The organism is Phocaeicola vulgatus ATCC 8482, from assembly GCF_000012825.1.
In the GTDB taxonomy this organism is placed as follows: Bacteria; Bacteroidota; Bacteroidia; order Bacteroidales; family Bacteroidaceae; genus Phocaeicola; species Phocaeicola vulgatus.
This window is the reverse complement of record NC_009614.1, coordinates 69,678-87,786: the sequence shown is the minus strand read 5'-3', so window position 1 is coordinate 87,786 and position 18,109 is coordinate 69,678. Positions and strand designations below refer to the sequence as shown.

At 42.1% G+C, this 18,109-nt stretch carries 12 protein-coding genes; 11 read left to right on the top strand and 1 reads right to left on the bottom strand.

Annotated elements, in window-relative coordinates; all coding sequences use genetic code 11:
- From BVU_RS00310 to fmt, 7 genes are all read left to right on the top strand, one after another.
- Entirely contained in the window at positions 1-3,081 is a 3,081-nt protein-coding gene (locus tag BVU_RS00310; RefSeq protein WP_011964605.1) for an efflux RND transporter permease subunit, read from the top strand.
- Positions 3,068-4,555, top strand: coding sequence for a TolC family protein (locus BVU_RS00305; RefSeq protein ID WP_007839821.1), 1,488 nt, complete (start codon positions 3,068-3,070; stop codon positions 4,553-4,555). The genes BVU_RS00310 and BVU_RS00305 overlap by 14 nt, the downstream gene beginning before the upstream one ends.
- Positions 4,552-7,728: an efflux RND transporter permease subunit gene (locus BVU_RS00300; protein WP_005851161.1), complete on the top strand. Its 3,177-nt coding sequence runs from the start codon at positions 4,552-4,554 to the stop codon at positions 7,726-7,728. Before BVU_RS00305 ends, BVU_RS00300 begins: the two co-directional genes overlap by 4 nt.
- Before the next feature lie 90 nt (positions 7,729-7,818).
- Positions 7,819-8,982, top strand: coding sequence for an N-acetylglucosamine-6-phosphate deacetylase (nagA, locus tag BVU_RS00295; protein ID WP_011964604.1), 1,164 nt, complete (start codon positions 7,819-7,821; stop codon positions 8,980-8,982).
- Positions 8,983-9,148: 166 nt separating this feature from the next.
- A complete protein-coding gene (locus BVU_RS00290; protein ID WP_005842961.1) occupies positions 9,149-9,724 on the top strand; it encodes an L-threonylcarbamoyladenylate synthase in 576 nt (191 codons plus the stop codon).
- Between the two features lie 8 nt (positions 9,725-9,732).
- Positions 9,733-11,535: a chloride channel protein gene (locus tag BVU_RS00285; RefSeq protein ID WP_005842960.1), complete on the top strand. Its 1,803-nt coding sequence runs from the start codon at positions 9,733-9,735 to the stop codon at positions 11,533-11,535.
- A gap of 13 nt (positions 11,536-11,548) precedes the next feature.
- Positions 11,549-12,523: a methionyl-tRNA formyltransferase gene (gene fmt / locus BVU_RS00280; protein WP_005851165.1), complete on the top strand. Its 975-nt coding sequence runs from the start codon at positions 11,549-11,551 to the stop codon at positions 12,521-12,523.
- A gap of 72 nt (positions 12,524-12,595) precedes the next feature.
- On the opposite strand, the gene BVU_RS00275 is transcribed toward fmt, so the two are convergent.
- A complete protein-coding gene (locus BVU_RS00275; protein WP_011964603.1) occupies positions 12,596-13,378 on the bottom strand; it encodes a NigD-like protein in 783 nt (260 codons plus the stop codon).
- A gap of 157 nt (positions 13,379-13,535) precedes the next feature.
- Here BVU_RS00275 and BVU_RS00270 point away from each other — a divergent pair, with 157 nt between their 5' ends.
- From BVU_RS00270 to BVU_RS00255, 4 genes are all read left to right on the top strand, one after another.
- A complete protein-coding gene (locus BVU_RS00270) occupies positions 13,536-14,078 on the top strand; it encodes an RNA polymerase sigma factor (protein WP_005851170.1) in 543 nt (180 codons plus the stop codon).
- Between the two features lie 2 nt (positions 14,079-14,080).
- Positions 14,081-15,376 carry an outer membrane beta-barrel protein gene (locus BVU_RS00265; protein ID WP_005842954.1) on the top strand — a complete coding sequence of 432 codons (1,296 nt, stop codon included), beginning with the start codon at positions 14,081-14,083 and terminating at the stop codon, positions 15,374-15,376.
- A gap of 75 nt (positions 15,377-15,451) precedes the next feature.
- On the top strand, positions 15,452-16,105 hold the full coding sequence (gene rpe / locus BVU_RS00260) for a ribulose-phosphate 3-epimerase (protein WP_005842952.1): 654 nt from the start codon (positions 15,452-15,454) through the stop codon (positions 16,103-16,105).
- Between the two features lie 46 nt (positions 16,106-16,151).
- The gene (locus tag BVU_RS00255; protein ID WP_032946439.1) at positions 16,152-18,071 is read left to right on the top strand and encodes a ComEC/Rec2 family competence protein; all 1,920 of its coding nucleotides are present in this window, start codon (positions 16,152-16,154) and stop codon (positions 18,069-18,071) included.
- Positions 18,072-18,109: the final 38 nt, after the last annotated feature.

The following is an 18,109-nucleotide window of genomic DNA, read 5'->3' as shown; positions in this document are numbered from 1 at the left end:
ATGGTTAAGTTCTTATTACAACGTCCTATTGCGGTGCTGATGGCCTTTACCGCCTGCTTTATTGTTGGGTTGGTGACTTACTTCTCGCTGCCTGTATCTTTGCTGCCCGATATTGCCATACCGCAGATTACCATACAGGTGACGGGTGAGAATTCATCGGCACGGGAATTGGAGAATACGGTGGTTACCCCTGTGCGCAGGCAGTTGCTGCAAGTGGCCGGACTGAGAGAAATAAAAAGTGAAACTCGTGACGGGGCGGGCGTTATCCGTCTGGAATTTGATTTTGGTGTGAATACCGATCTGGCATTTATAGAGGTGAATGAGAAGATAGATGCCGCTATGAACAGTCTTCCCAAGGAAGTGACGCGTCCCAAGGCTATCAAAGCGAGTGCAACGGATATTCCTGTACTTTATGTCAATATGACTTTGAAAAACGACGGTGCTTATCAGGAAACCGACGAGCAACAATTTCTGGAGTTGTGCGAATTGGCGGAGAATGTGGTGAAACGCCGCATCGAACAGTTACCCGAAGTGGCTATGGCGGATATAACCGGAGTGCCCGGAAGGCTTTTGCAAATTGTTCCTGATAAAGATAAACTGGCCATGACGGGTATCAGTGTGGAGGATATAGAGAATACACTTTCCGCCAATAATGTAGAGCCGGGAAGCATGTTGGTGAGGGATGGTTATTATGAATATAATATTCGCATAGCTACCCTGCTTCGTACCCCGGAGGATGTGAAGAATATCTATATCCGCAAGGGGGAACGTATTATGCAGTTGAAAGAGCTCTGCAAAGTAGATATTGTTTCGCAAAAAGAGATGGGACGTTCCGTAGCCGGAGGAAAAAGGGCGGTAACGCTGGCCATTATCAAGCAGAGCGATGAAAATATGGATGTCATGAAAGAGAAGCTGAAAGAAACAACCGATTATTTTGCATCCCTGTATCCGGATATTGAGTTCAGCGTGAGCCGTAACCAGACGGAATTGCTGGACTACACCATTTCAAATTTACAGCAGAATCTTTCTTTGGGCTTTCTATTTATCTTTATTGTAGCTGTGCTGTTTCTGGGGGATGTCCGTTCACCGTTGATTATCGGCATCAGCATGGTTACTTCTATTGTAATCACATTCTTTTTCTTTTATTTCTGTCATGTGTCGCTGAATGTGATATCACTTTCGGGCTTGATTCTGGCAGTAGGTATGATGATAGACAGCGCCATTATTGTAACGGAAAATATTTCGCAGTATCGTGAACGGGGGTATTCTCTGAAACGTTCGTGTGCCGTGGGCACGACGGAAATGATTACACCGATGCTCAGTTCGTCCCTTACAACCATTGCGGTATTTGTGCCTTTGATATTTATGAGTGGCATAGCCGGAGCTATTTTTATGGATCAGGCTTTTTCTATCACGGTGGGATTGATGATATCTTATATTACGGGTATTATGTTGCTGCCCGTATTGTATCTGTTGTTTTATAAGGTCGGTATCCGCAGTAAGGGATTTCTTTCCAGACGTTTTGACAATCTGCTGAAAAATGAGTGGCTGGAAAGCTTTTATGATAAAGGGATTGACTGGGTGTTCTCACATAAAAAGCTTTGTGTGACCGGCACGCTGGCAACCCTTCCACTGTGTGTGTTTCTTTTTTATGTAATGGAAAAAGAGCGTATGCCGCAGATTGACCAGAATGAACTGGTGGCAAGGATAGAGTGGAATGAGAATATCCATGTGGACGAGAACAACCGCCGGGTGGATGATTTAATGAAACAGGTGGACGACCGGGTAACGGAGCATGCTGCTTATGTGGGTATGCAGGATTATATATTGAACGGGGGCAGTGAACTTTCGTCTACCGAAGCGGAACTTTATTTCAAGACGGAAAAGCCATCCGGAATCTATTCATTGCAGGAATTATTAGAGAAGGAGATAAGAGAGAAATATCCGTTGGCTGTGGTTACTTTCTCACCTCCCGAAACAATCTTTGAAAAATTGTTTGTGACAGGAGAAGCGGATGTGGTAGCGGAACTCCATACGGCGAATAAGTCGCAGGCACCGGATGCGGAGCATTTGCAGCGGTTGGAAAAGGAAATTACGCGGGTGGCGGGTAATGTTCCGACGGGCATCGCTTTCCGGAATCAGATGAATCTGATAATCAATAAAGAAAAACTGTTGTTGTATAACGTATCATATGATGAATTGACGCGGGTGCTCCGCACGGCTTTCAAAAAAAACAAGGTTTCCGTTTTACGCTCTTATCAGCAATATCTGCCTATCAGTATTGCCGGAGAGGAAAAGAGTGTAAATAGTGTATTAAGTGAAACTTTGGTGCGGACGATGGCGGATGGTAACGGAGAGGTGAATCATATTCCTTTGAATAATCTGGTGACGGTAGTGCCCGCCGAAGATTTGAAGAGTATTACGGCGGGAAAGAACGGAGAATATATTCCTTTAAGTTTTTATGATGTGAAGGATGCACCGGAACTGATGCGGAATGTAAAAGAGGTGGTTAGTGAGGAAAAGGAATGGGAAGTGGATTTCTCGGGTAGTTTCTTTTCGAATGAAAAAATGATGGGGGAATTGACTGTGATTCTTTTTGTTTCTTTGTTGCTGATGTATTTTATCCTTTGCGCGCAATTCGAGAGTTTCCTGCAACCGCTGATTGTCTTGATGGAAATTCCTATTGATACGGCTTTTGCTTTGCTGGCATTATGGGTTTTCGGTCACACGTTGAATTTGATGTCTGCCATAGGCATTATCGTGACTTGTGGTATTGTGGTGAATGACTCTATTTTAAAAATGGATGCCATCAATGAATTACGGAAAGCGGGGATGCCTTTGGTGGAAGCCATTCATACAGCGGGCAGGCGCAGGTTGAGAGCGATTATCATGACTTCGCTGACAACTGTCTTTGCAATGGTTCCGTTGCTGTTTACCTCGGATATGGGGTCGGAGATGCAGAAGCCTTTGTCTATTGCCATGATTGGCTCTATGGTGGTGGGAACTTTGGTCAGCTTGTTTATCATTCCTTTAATATATTGGTTTATTTATAGAAAACATGACAAAAATGAAGTACATTAGCATATGGATGGTGGGGTGTATGCTGTTGTCTCTCGGAGCAAAGGCGCAGCAGGTGGTGAAGCTGGATTTGCAACGCACGATAGAGATTGCGAATGATAGTTCCTTGTCCGCTTTCAGATATCAGAATCTTTATTTGTCGGGATATTGGGAATATCGTACTTACAAGGCGAACCGTTTGCCGAGTCTTACGCTGGATCTGACTCCGGCTAAATATTATCGCTATATCACCCAGCGTTATGATTCGAATGAGGATATGGATGTGTATCGTGAACAACAGATGTTCAGCGCATCGGGTGGATTGAGTATCAAACAGAATCTGGATTGGACGGGCGGTACTTTCTATATTGATTCGGAACTGGACTTTATGCGTAATTTCGGTGACTCAAAGTCTACACAGTATTCCAGTATCCCTGTGCGTGTGGGATATCAACAGAGCCTGTTGGGATATAATGCTTTTCGTTGGGACCGGAAAATAGAGCCGTTGAAGTATGAAAAGGTGAAGAAGCAATTCATTTATAACACGGAAATGGTTTCAGAAGAAGCGGTGACTTATTTCTTTGCGTTAGCTATGGCACAGGCGGATTACCGCTTGGCGGAGGAGAATGTGGCGTCCAGTGATACCCTTTATAGCATCGGGCTCCAGCGTCATAAGATAGCAGCCATATCACGTGCCGATTTGCTGACATTGCAACTGGACAAAGTGAATGCGCATAATACGTTGCAGAATGCGCAGATTGCTTTGAAACGCGCTATGTTTTCATTGGCTTCCTTTCTGAATCTGGATAAGAATACCGTGATTGAATTGGATATACCGGGACGTCCCACAGGAAAGATGATTCCCGTAGATGATGCGTTGATGCGGGCCAAAGAGAATAATCCTACTTTCCTGGAACAACGGCAGAATGTGCTGGAAGCGGAACAGAATGTGGACAAGACAAAGAAAGAATCCCGTTTCAATGCTAGTTTTAATGCCAGTGTGGGTTTTAACCAGGTGGCGGATAAACTGGGAGATGCCTACAGACATCCTTTGCAACAGGACTTGGTTTCTGTCAGTGTTTCTATTCCTTTGATTGACTGGGGGGTGAGAAAGGGTAAATATAATATGGCGAGAAATAATCTGAATGTGGTGAGGATTGCCGCCCGTCAGGAAGAACTGAGTGTGGAGGAAGAGGTGATTATGACGGTGAATGATTTTAATATTCAGCAGAGTTTGATTGCGAGTGCGGAGGAGGCTTTGGATCTTGCCGTAATGGCATACGAGCAGACACGCCAACGTTTTATCATCGGAAAGGCGGATGTGAATAGTCTTACTCTTTCGTTGAACCGCCAGCAGGAGGCGCAGAAAAATTATATTTCGGCTTTGCAGAATTATTGGTTGAATTATTATAAGATACGTAAACTGACGCTGCACGATTTTGAGTCCGGTTTTTCCCTTGCGGACAAGTTTGATTTTAATACAGGAATTTATCGATGAGTAATCCGCGTAACCTCTCCTCGTTTACCTTGATAGTGACATTTGTCTGCCTGTCACTGATAGGGGTGGTATTAGTACCGCTGTTGCCGGTTAAGCTGGCGCCGTCGCGTACCTTGCCCGGTCTGACTGTTTCTTTCAGTATGCCCGGCAATTCGTCACGGGTTATTGAGGCGGAGGTTACCAGTAAACTGGAGGCGATGATGGCCAGAGTAAAGGGTATCAGGAAGGTGAACTCTACTTCGGATAACGGCAGCGGCTCAATTTCTTTGGAACTGGACAAGCATGCGGATATTGACGTTACCCGCTTTGAAGTGTCTACCATCATCAGACAGACCTGGCCTCAGCTGCCCGAGGGGGTGAGTTATCCTCAAATCAGTACGCGACGTTCGGATGATAAGGCATCCAGACCTTTTATTACTTATACACTGAATGCGCCTGCCAATCCTATTTTGATTCAGCAGTATGCGGAAGAGAATATCAAGCCGGTATTGGGACAGTTGAAGGGGATTTATAAAGTGGAACTGAATGGAGCTACACCTATGGAGTGGCAGTTGGAGTATGACAGTGACCAGCTTTCACGTTTGGGAATCACACTGCAGGCTGTGCAACGGGCCATTAACCGCCATTATGAAAAAGAGTTTCTGGGGATCTGTTCTATTGAAAAAGGTGCGGAGGGCAGAGAGTGGATCAGACTGGTACGTACATCTACTGAAAAAGAAATGGAATTTGAACCGGGAGCCATTCAACTGCAAGCCGAAGATGGAACGATGGTTACGCTGGATAAACTGATAAAGGTAAGGCATGTGGAAGAACGACCGCAAAGTTATTACCGGATAAACGGGCTGAATTCTGTCTACCTGTATATCACGGCCGAGGAAACTGCCAATCAATTAAATTTAAGTGGGGAAGTGAAGCACCTTATGGGTGAGTTGCAACAGAAGATGCCTCCGGGCTATGAGGTACATATCAGTTATGACGCTACGGAATATATTCAGAAAGAATTGGATAAGATTTATTTCCGTACCGGACTGACCGTATTGATTTTATTGCTGTTTGTAGCGTTGATAACACGAAATCTGCGTTATCTGTTCCTGATTGTGACCAGTCTGGCGGTTAATATATCTGTTGCCGTCATTCTTTATTATGCATTTGGTCTGGAAATGCAGCTTTATTCATTGGCGGGTATTACCATCTCATTGAATTTGGTGATAGATAATACGATAGTGATGACAGACCATATTCTGCATCGCCGCAATCTGAAGGCGTTTGTTTCTGTACTGGCGGCCACGCTGACTACTATCGGGGCATTGGTTATTATTTTCTTTCTGGATGAGAAGATACGTCTGAACTTGCAGGATTTTGCAGCGGTGGTCATTATCAATCTGGCAGTATCTTTGTTTGTTGCATTATTCTTTGTTCCGTCCATGATTGATAAAATAGGTTTGGAGAAGAAAAAGAGAAGAAAAAGAAGACGTTTTCTGCTCAGACCCACTTTTATGAAACGGTTGACTGTCTATTTTACCCGTTTCTATCAAGGGGTGATTTATTATTTATGCCGTTTCAGGGTGATAGCTTGCCTATTATTGCTGCTGGGGTTCGGTCTGCCTGTATTTATGCTGCCCGAGAAGATGGAAGGAGAAGGTAAATGGGTGGAATATTATAATAAGGTATTTGATAATCCTACCTTCAAGGATAAGGTAAAGCCGGTAATCAACAAGGCTTTAGGTGGCAGCCTCCGTCTTTTTGCGGAAAAAGTATACGAGGGAAGTTATTTCAATCGTGATGAAGGTGAAGTGGTGCTTTCCGTTTATGCTACGTTGCCTAATGGCAGTACATTGGAGCAGATGAATGTGCTGATTAAGAGGATGGAAACTTATCTGAGCGATTTCAAGGAAATCAGGCAGTTTCAGACGTATATCTATAATGCGCGTCAGGCTAATATCCAGATTTATTTTACAAAAGAAAATCAGCGGAGCGGATTCCCGTATACTTTGAAAGCTAATATAATCAGTAAGGCACTGACTTTGGGAGGTGGTAGCTGGAGTGTATATGGTTTGCAGGATCAGGGCTTCAGTAACGATGTGCGTGAGAGTGCGGGAAGTTTCCGTGTGAAACTGTATGGATATAATTATGACGAACTTTCTTATTGGACAGAACAGCTGAAAGAGAAGTTGTTATTACACCGTCGTATTAAAGAGGTTACGGTAAATTCGGAGTTCTCTTGGTGGAAAGATGATTATAGCGAGTTCTATCTGGATTTGGACAGGTTGAGGATGGCGAAAGAGCATATTACAGCCACGCAGCTGTTCGCCGCTTTGCGCCCTGTTTTCGGAAGGGATATTTATTGTGGTAACGTGTTGTTTGATAGTCAGACGGAGCAATTGAAACTTTCATCGGTTCAGGGACAACGATATGATGTATGGGGATTGGTCAATATACCCTTTTTTATTGATGGCCGTTCTTATAAACTGGCTGATTTCGCTACTGTCCGGAAGGGACAGTCACCTCAGAAAGTCGCTAAAGAAAACCAGCAATACCGGCTTTGTCTGCAATATGAATATATCGGTTCTTCCGAACAAGGAAAAAAACTGTTGAAGAAAGACTTGGAAGAATTTAATAAGATATTGCCTATGGGATATACAGCCGAAAATGAGCAGGATTACTGGTCATGGAATAAGAAAGATAACAAGCAATACGCATTGCTGTTGATTGTAATCGCCATTATTTTCTTTACGACGGCTATTTTGTTTAATTCCTTGAAACAGCCTTTGGCTATCATTTTTGTTATTCCGATATCCTATATCGGCGTATTCCTTACGTTTTATCTTTTCGGACTGAATTTTGATCAGGGGGGATTTGCTTCTTTTGTATTACTTTGCGGTATTACAGTAAATGCCAGTATTTATATTCTAAATGAATATAATGCGATAAGAAAAAGGTATCCTCTGTTATTACCGGTACGTGCCTTCACCAAGGCATGGAATTCGAAAATTCTGCCTATCTTTCTGACGGTCGTTTCTACTATTCTGGGATTTATTCCTTTTATGGTGGGAGATGGAAAAGAGGCTTTCTGGTTCCCTTTGGCAGCAGGTACTATAGGCGGGTTAGTTATGTCTATACTTGGAATATTTTTGTTTTTGCCTATATTCTCATTGAAGAAACAAAAAAGATAATAAAGGTTTTACTTTTCTTTTTCAATAGAAGTGTTTACTTTTGTTGTTACAAAAAAACGTTGAATAAATATTATCTAATACTCGCTAATCATGTTGACTCAAATTATTAACGGCAAGATTTTTACTCCGCAAGGTTGGCTGGACGAAGGCTCTGTACTGATACGGGATAATAAAATATTGGAAGTGACTAACTGTGACCTGGCACTGATCGGTGCAAAATTGATTGATGCTAAAGGGATGTATATTGTACCCGGATATGTGTGTATGCATGCTCATGGCGGTGGTGGTCACGATTTTAATGAATGTACGGAAGAGGCGTTTCGCGCAGCTGTAAAAGCGCATCAGAAGCATGGGGCGACCAGTATTTTCCCAACTTTGTCTTCTTCTCCTTTTTCAGAAATCCGTAAGGCGGTAACTGTGTGCGAAACCTTGATGAACGAGAAGGACAGTCCTGTGTTGGGGTTGCATGTAGAAGGTCCTTATCTGAATCCGAAAAGAGCAGGTGAGCAGTTTGCCGGGAAATTGAAGAATCCTGATAAAGAGGAATATACTTCTTTATTGGAAAGTACTGACTGCATCAAGCGTTGGGACGCTTCACCTGAACTTCCGGGCGCGTTGGAATTTGCCCGCTATTTGAAATCAAAAGGTATATTAGTGGCTGTGTCACATACAGAATCGGAATACGAGGGGATAAAAGCTGCGTTTGAAGCTGGGTTTACTCATACTGCCCATTTCTATAACGGTATGCCGGGATTCCATAAATGTCGTGAATATAAATACGAAGGGACAGTGGAAAGTGTTTATCTGACAGACGGAATGACCATTGAATTGATTGCCGACGGTATCCATTTACCTGCTACTATTCTTCGGTTGGCTTATAAGTTGAAGGGAGTGGAAAAAACTTGTTTGGTTACGGATGCTTTGGCATATGCCGCTGCTGATGGAATGGAAATAACAGATCCTAATGTGATTATAGAAGATGGTGTATGCAAAATGGCTGATCATTCTTCATTGGCAGGTAGCATAGCAACCATGGATGTATTGGTACGGACAATGGTAAAAGCTGGTATTCCGCTGGCCGATGCCGTGCGGATGGCTTCTGAAACTCCGGCACGGATTATGGGAGTGGATGACCGGAAGGGGGCATTGCAGAAAGATATGGATGCCGATGTGTTGATTTTGGATAGAGAACTGAATATCCGGGCGGCTTGGGCTATGGGCAGGCTGGTGGAGGATACGAATACTTTGTTTTAAAATAGAAGATAAAGGGAGAATTAGTATCCTTATTGTGTGGACAAGATGCCTTGACTGTTTCGGAAAACAATCAAGGTATCTTTTTTTCGGGTTTAACTCGTCATTATCAAGAGGATTTGCTACATTTGCAACTTGTTAAAATGAGAACCAAATAATAAAAAACGATATGAACGGAGATTTTAGAGAGGATTTGAAGAGAGCCTGTGAAGTGATGCAGAAGGGAGGAGTGATTCTTTATCCTACTGATACTATTTGGGGAATAGGTTGTGATGCAACTAATCCGGAGGCGGTGAAACGAGTTTATGATATAAAGAAGCGTGCTGACAGTAAGGCGATGCTTGTATTGGTGGACAGTACGGTAAAAGTAAATTTTTATGTTAGTGATGTACCTGCGGTAGCTTGGGATTTGATTGAGTTTACCACAAAACCATTGACTATTATTTATGATGGGGCACGTAATCTGGCTGAGAATTTGCTGGCTGAGGACGGCAGTGTAGGTATTCGTGTTACGGCTGAGGAATTCTCCAAACAACTTTGTTTCCGGTTTCGTAAAGCTATTGTGTCGACTTCTGCCAATATCAGCGGTCAGCCTTCACCTGCCAACTTCAGTGAAATCAGTGAAGAAGTAAAACAAGCTGTAGACTATATTGTGGAGTATAGACAAGATGAAGTGGGGCATCCCAAACCATCCAGCATTATCAAACTGGGTAAAGGGGGAGAAGTGAAGATTATTAGAGAGTAAAAAAAGGAATGGACGCAATTATAGACGAAAATAAGAAAAGTTGGTTACAGCGCTTTATCTTATGGCGCGAAAAGAAGATAAAAGAGAAACACTTTATTCTTATATTAAGTTTTCTTGCTGGTATTTTTACGGCATTGGCCGCATGGTTTCTGAAGTTTCTAGTAGAATGGATCAAGGAATTTCTGACTGAAAATTTTGATTCTACAGGAGTCAACTGGTTGTATTTGGTGTATCCGGTTTTTGGTATTTTTCTTACCGGATTGTTCATTCGTTATATTGTGAAAGATGACATCAGTCATGGGGTGACGAAAATATTATATGCCATATCCCGTCGCCAAAGCCGCATCAAGCGGCATAATACATGGTCGTCTGTGATAGCCAGTGCCATTACTATCGGTTTTGGTGGTTCCGTAGGTGCAGAGGCTCCGATTGTGCTGACCGGATCGGCTATCGGTTCTAATTTGGGAAGTGTATTCAAGATGGAGCATAAGACCCTGATGCTGTTGGTGGGGTGTGGTGCGGCAGGTGCTGTGGCCGGTATTTTTAAGGCTCCTATTGCAGGCTTGGTTTTTACTTTGGAAGTCTTGATGATTGATCTGACGATGGCATCATTGTTGCCTCTTCTTGTTTCCTGTGTCACGGCAGCTACTGTTTCTTATATTCTTACCGGTCCCGATGCCATGTTCAAGTTCCATATGGATGAACCGTTTCTGATGGAGCGCATTCCTTCGGCAATTCTGTTAGGCATTGCGTGCGGGTTGGTTTCTTTGTATTTTACGCGGGCTATGAATTCTGTGGAGAATATATTTCGTCGATATAGTAATCCGTATATCAAGCTGGCTATAGGCGGTGCAATGCTGAGCATATTGATTTTCTTGTTTCCTCCATTGTATGGTGAAGGATATGATACTATTAATTTATTGCTGAATGGCGTAACCAATCATGACTGGAATACAGTAATGAATAACTCTATCTTTTATGGGTTCGATAATTTGTTACTCGTTTATTTGGCCATGATTGTACTTTTCAAAGTCTTTGCTTCCAGTGCAACGAATGGCGGTGGTGGTTGCGGGGGAATTTTTGCTCCCAGTTTGTTCTTGGGGTGTATCACCGGGTTTATCTTCGCTCATTTCTGTAATGAACTGCATGTAGGTCCTTATATCCCGGAGAAAAATTTTGCCTTGTTGGGAATGGCGGGATTGATGTCGGGAGTAATGCATGCTCCGCTGACTGGTATTTTTCTGATTGCAGAACTGACTGGCGGGTATGATTTGTTCCTTCCGCTGATGATGGTATCTGTCAGCTCTTATCTTACCATTATGATATTCGAGCCGCATAGTATTTATTCTATGCGTTTGGCTAAGAAAGGTGAATTGATAACGCATCATAAAGACAAGGCCGTATTGACTCTGATGAATATTGACAGTGTGGTTGAAACTGATTTTGAGAAAGTGCGTCCTGATATGGATTTAGGTGAAATGGTTAAAGTCATTTCGCAGGCTAAACGCAATTTGTTTCCGGTAGTGGATGTCAATGGAGAACTTTTGGGCATTGTGGTATTGGATGATATCCGTAATATTATGTTCCGTCAGGAATTATACCATCGTTTCAAGGTGGAAAAATTTATGATTTCTCCTCCGGCACGGATCAATGTTACTGATTCAATGGAAGAAGTGATGAAGAAGTTTGATGATACAAAGGCCTGGAACCTGCCTGTGATTAATGAAGAGGGAAAATACAAAGGGTTTGTTTCCAAGTCCAAAATATTTAATTCGTACCGGCAGGTGTTGGTTGATTTCTCTGAAGATTAAATAATGTAAGTATATGGAAAAGAAAGATTTGCGGATCGTATATATGGGTACTCCCGATTTTGCGGTGGAGAGCCTGAAAAGATTGGTTGAAGGAGGCTATAATGTAGTAGGTGTGATAACTATGCCCGACAAACCGATGGGACGACATGGCAGTGTGCTGCAACCTAGTCCGGTGAAAGAATATGCTGTTTCTCAAGGTCTGAGGATACTTCAGCCGGAGAAATTGAAGGATGAGGCTTTTATAGAGGAACTCCGGTCTTTACAAGCCGATTTACAAATTGTAGTTGCTTTCCGTATGCTTCCCGAAATAGTATGGAATATGCCGCGTTTGGGCACATTTAACTTGCATGCATCTTTATTACCTCAATATAGAGGAGCTGCTCCTATAAATTGGGCGGTGATAAACGGAGATACGGAAACTGGTATTACGACTTTTTTCTTGAAACATGAGATAGATACCGGTGAGATTATCCAACAGGTGCGCGTTCCTATTGCTGATACGGATAATGTGGAAATAGTACATGATAAGCTGATGTATTTGGGGGGAGATTTGGTTTTGGAAACCGTGGATGCTATTTTGAATGGAAGTGTGAAACCTGTTCCTCAGGAAAGTTTGATCCGGCAGGAAACGGAGTTGCGTCCGGCACCGAAAATATTTAAAGAAACTTGCCGTATAGACTGGAATAAAGGTGTGAAGCAGATTTATGACTTTATTCGCGGGCTGTCTCCTTATCCGGCTGCATGGACCGAACTGTGTGTGGCTGATGGAACACGTCAGGTTTTAAAAATATATGAAACGGAGAAAGTTTTTGCTTCCCATGAGATGAATATAGGCGATATCCGTACGGATATGAAGACCTATTTTCAGGTGGCTGTAAAAGATGGTTTTATTAATGTGCTTACTTTGCAGCTGGCAGGAAAGAAACGTATGAATGTGGCTGATTTTTTGAGAGGCTACAGAACTTCGGATAATAATAAGGTAGAATAAATGATAAAGGCTGTATCGAAAGATTTTCGGATACAGCCTTTTCGTTACAATAAGACAAGGAGTTGTTAAGAATCATTTAATTTTTGTGTTGGATATACCTTTCTGTATGAACGGAAAGTTTGTAGATTTACTTTTATTATAACTTACTGTAACGGTTTCTTCGCCATTGTTAATGGTATTCATTTTTATTTTAAATCCTTGTAGCTTACCCTCTTTATATCCGGGAACATCCAATAAAGGGAAGGATACATAACCGGAACTCGGATATTCCTGTCTGTCACCTTCGGCATTGTGGCGTAATTCTACGGCCATATATCCGTTTGCGTCAGGAACAGTTCCTTCTGTGGCTACAAGGCTGATCCGATGTTTGATATTAGAGTTGAAACCTAATATTTGGAACATAAGGGTCAGGTGTGTCTTACCCATAATGGGAGTGATGAGGTTGATTCCATCATGTCCGTAAATATCTTCCTCATTTTCTTTTAATGTATCCATTCGTTTGGTTAAAATCTTCTGCAAGTAATCTATAGAAATAAAAGGTCCTTTCTTACTTGCATCTCCGGTCGGATTGTCTGCATTTATATAGGTATAAAAAATACGTTGCCCCGGATTATTTGTTTCAAAACGTGTTAATTTATCGGGATTCACTACGTATGCTACTCCATCATTATCGCTTTCTATCATTGCTTCACCGGGTATTTCGCTGGGGGTCACTACGGTTGCTAAAGCGGCGTTAAAAGGCATTCCTGCCTGCATGTCGTAGATGTCATCATCATAGTCATCCAGGCAAGATTGTATAAATGGAATCAGCATTACCATAATTATAACAATAACTGTCGCTTTATATTTTCTCATATTCTCTGTTTCTAGAATTGTTTCTATGGCTTAAATGCGAAGATAGTAAGTTTACTGCTTGTAAAAATGTTAAATCTGCTTAAGCAAAAATTTTATTCTTCCGGATGCAGTATTTTTGCAGTCTTATCATTTATCCAATAAAGAAGTGTCACAAACAATGAATGAAACAGAATTGGTGGAACGTTGCGGCAAGGGTGATAACCTTGCACGCAAGCAATTGTATGAGCGTTATGCCGGGCAATTGATGGCCGTTTGTGTTCGTTATACAGGTGATAGGGAAGTGGCACAGGATGTCTTACATGATGGATTTTTGAATATATTTCGTTCATTCAGTCAGTTTACTTATAAAGGAGAGGGGTCATTGAAAGCATGGCTGACACGTATTATGGTAAATGAAGCACTGGGCTATCTTCGCAAGAAAGCTTCTACAAATCAGGAAGTGATAGTCGAAGAGTTGCCCGATGTGATAGATGGAGATGAGGATGATTTTGAGCAAATACCCCAATCTGTTTTAATGCAATTCATTAAAGAGCTTCCGGATGGATATAGAACGGTCTTTAATTTATATGTATTAGAAGAAAAGGGACATAAGGAGATTGCTGAAATGCTAGGAATTACAGAACATACTTCATCATCTCAATTATACAGAGCCAAAACCTTATTGATGAAAAAAATAAATGATTATAGAAAGAGGATATAGGAATGAAAGAAAAAGATAAATGGATAAAAAATTTCCGCACCCGGATGGAGGGCTATTCGGAACCGGCTCCTGCTGATCTTTGGGAACAGTTGGAAAAGGAACTGGATACGGTTCCGAAAGTAATTCCGATGTGGCGCCGCTGGCAGGCTGTAGCAGCTGTTGCCTTGTTAGTGGTTGTGTCTTCATTGACCGTATGGTTTTGGCAGTCACCTTCTGCAAACTATTTGGAGAAACAGTCGGCAGAGTTGAATGTAATGCACGAACCCGATGAGTTGGTGCCGGGATCAATCACTCCTGAGCAACCTATGGCCTTGGTAGTTCCTGCTGCCCGCTCTGGGAAAAAACAACATGTAAAAGTTGGTGGGGTTGCTAAGGCAGAGGCATTGGCTGCCGAACAGGAGGTTTTGCTAAATAAAGAGGTGGAAGAGATACAAATAGAGGAAAATTATATTGAAGAGCAGAAAGAGGAATCTGTTATAGTGGAACAAAAACAGCAGAAACAGGCCGGCAGATCTTCCTATTCGGCTGCCAAAACGAATTACGCTTACGTGGCTCCTCATAGAAAGAAGGACAGAAACTGGTCGGTAGGACTTTCTACCGGTAATGGAACCTTTTCATCCTCGACTAGTATGGATGGATATTTGCCTTTGCCTAATGGCACAAGGAATGCAACAATGAATAGCGCTTATGGAGTGGAAACAAGGGCTGAAATTGATAAGCTGGTTCAGTTCAATAACTTGTCGGAAGGAAAGGATGCGCAGTCTGATATAAAATATCGTATGCCTGTTACTTTTGGAGCTTCCCTTCGTTTTGATTTAAGTGATGATTGGGCTGTAGAAACCGGGGTGACTTATACCCAGCTTTCATCCGAAACACGTTCGGGAACCGAAAAAAACAATTATGGTTGGGAAGAGAAACTGCATTATGTGGGTATTCCTCTGAAAGTGAACCGGAATATATGGAGTAACAAGCGGTTTGAAGTGTATGCCTCGGCAGGTGGAGCGGTAGAAAAATGTGTGTCTGGAAAGCGGAGCATTATCGGCAGTGTTTCTACATCAAATGCAGGAAAAGATGAACAGTTTTCGGGAGGGGAGGAAAATGTCAAAGTGAAACCTTTGCAATGGTCTTTGTCCGCAGCGGCAGGTGCGCAGTTTAAGATTACGGAGAAATTGGGTATTTATGCGGAGCCGGGAGTTGTTTATTACTTTGATGACGGCAGTAATGTAAATACGATTCGCAAGGAACATCCTTTTAATTTTAATATACAGTTGGGTGTGCGGTTTACTTTGCCGAAATAAAATGAACTTTTTCACTGTTCTTATATAAAATATGGTTATCTTTGTTCTGTATAAAAAGAATAAGAACAGTGAACCATGAATAGACCTCTGATATCCCCTTCTTTGTTGTCTGCCAATTTTGCTAATCTACAGGCAGATATAGAACAAATAAATCGTAGTGATGCCGACTGGCTGCATATTGATATAATGGATGGTGTGTTTGTACCGAATATTTCTTTTGGTTTTCCTGTATTGAAATATGTAGCCGAGTTGTCTGAAAAACCTTTGGATGTACATTTGATGATTGTTAATCCCGAGAAATTCATTAAAGAAGTGAAAGATTTGGGAACAATGATGATGAATGTGCATTATGAAGCCTGTGTACACTTGCATAGAGTGGTGCAACAGATAAAGGATGCCGGAATGAAAGCGGCTGTCACATTGAATCCTTCTACTCCTGTAGCTATGTTGGCCGATATTATCCGTGACGTGGATATGGTGTTGCTGATGAGTGTGAATCCCGGTTTTGGTGGTCAGAAATTTATTGTACATACCCTGGATAAGGTGAGGGAATTACGTGAATTGATAACGAATACAGGTTCGCAGGCATTGATAGAGGTTGACGGGGGAGTGAACCTGGAAACCGGCAGACAGCTTGTAGAGGCTGGAGCGGACGTGCTGGTGGCAGGAAATGCTGTGTTCAAAGCTCCTGATATGTCAGACATGATACATCGGTTGAAATCTCTTTGAGCTTAAAAACAAAGTGCGAAATATAGCGGCTGTAAAGCTTTGTTCCATGTTCCGGTTGACTATACCTCTAGTCGCCGGAATTTTTGTATCCGATCATTTTTTTCAAGGCGCCTTGCCTGTGCTTGTTTCTGGCACGGGAATATTGGGGTGCTTGATTGGCTTGATTGTATTGATGAAATGGCAAGGCTACCTTTCCCGATGGTTATTTGGAGGCATGGTTTTTATGTTTCTATTTTGTGTAGGGGCATTGTTGCTACAGCAAAAATGGCAACGGGTGGACTATGAATGGTCATCAGGGAAGAATATGTATCAAGGGGTGATAGTGGATGTTCCGCAAGAAAAGGCCAAAACATATCTCTGTAAATTGCGGATAGATAAAGAAATGTCTGAGAGGGGGATGGTTCCTGTTAATCGTATGATACTAGTTTATATTATGAAAGATAGTCTTTCTGTAAATTTACGATGTGGAGACCATTTGAACTTTTATACACGTATCTCGACTCCTGAAAGAGAGGTGATTCCGGGAGAATTTGATTATGCGGCTTATCTTTTCAGACAGCAAATTAGCGGAACGGCCGTAATCTTTCCGGGGTATTGGCAATGGACAGGCAAGAAATCGGCATTGACATGGAAACAGCGGGCAGGTGTATGGAGAGAGAAAATACTGGACAGTTATCGGAAGTGGGGATTCTCGGGAGATGAATTTGCCGTATTGTCGGCTTTGACTGTTGGCTATAAAGAGGAACTGAGTGAGGATTTACGTGAAACTTATCAAGTGGCGGGAGTGAGCCATATCTTGGCTTTGTCAGGAATGCATATAGCTGTTTTGTGGGGATTATTGTGTTGGATATTGCGTCCGCTGGATAGAAGTTGCCTGCTGCGATGGGTAAAGTGTGGCATTATTGTGTTGTTGTTATGGACATTTGCTTTTTTAGTGGGCTTGCCTCCCTCGGTTATACGGGCGGTGGTGATGTGTATGTTAATGACAGCGGCGCGTGCGGCAGGAGAACGGACTTTGTCATTGAATACCTTGTCTGTAGCGGCATTCTTTATGCTGCTTTACAATCCTTTTTATCTTTTTGATACCGGGTTCCAGTTGTCATTTCTGGCTGTACTTTCAATTTTGTTTATTTATCCTGTCATTTCCCGGTATTGGCGGGTGCGTCACCCTGTACCTCGTTATATTTGGGGGATAGTGGCAGTTTCGCTGGCGGCACAGTTAGGGACAGCTCCCGTGGTTATTTATAAATTCGCTTATTTTCCTGTTTATTTTTTACCGGCCAATCTGATAGTGGCACCTTTAGTGCTTGTTATAATTTATGGAACGGTAGCAAGTTTTGTCTTGTCTCCTTTTACGGTATTGCATATATGGGTGGTAAAAGGATTGAACGGGGTGTTGCGGTTGCTGAATGACAGTATGCAATGGGTGGGGGATTTGCCTGTATCACATTCCGGCGATATACATTTGTCTTTGCTTCAGGTTGGTATTCTTTATGTATTATTGTTTGTGGTATTATCTTATCTGTTATCTCCTTCACGGAAATCGTTGATTACTGTTTTGTGTGGAATCAATCTTTTTATAGGATTTTCAGGTTGTCTATATTATATGAAAGAGGAGTCTTTTCAGTTAATCCTGGCCCATTCGCAAGTAAAAGTTTCCCCTCAAAAAGATGTTTGGCAACAGGATAGCATTTATCATTATAAAGGTATGAATATATGTGTTTTGGTGGATAACCGCTGGCGGAGCAGATCGGTTGATAGTTTGTTGGATATTGATTATATGTACTTGTGTAAAGGTTTTAAAGGAAAAATTGCTCCATTACAAAAAATATTTAAAATAAGGAAGGTTATACTGGATGCTTCGCTCGGTGGGTATAGATTGAATTTGTTAAAGGACGAGTGTAGAGGTTTGGGATTGGATTATATTGATATGTCTCCGAAAGGTTCTTACCGTATTCTTCTGTGAATAAAGAATTAATTTGTAAATTTGCCATTTCAAAAGAA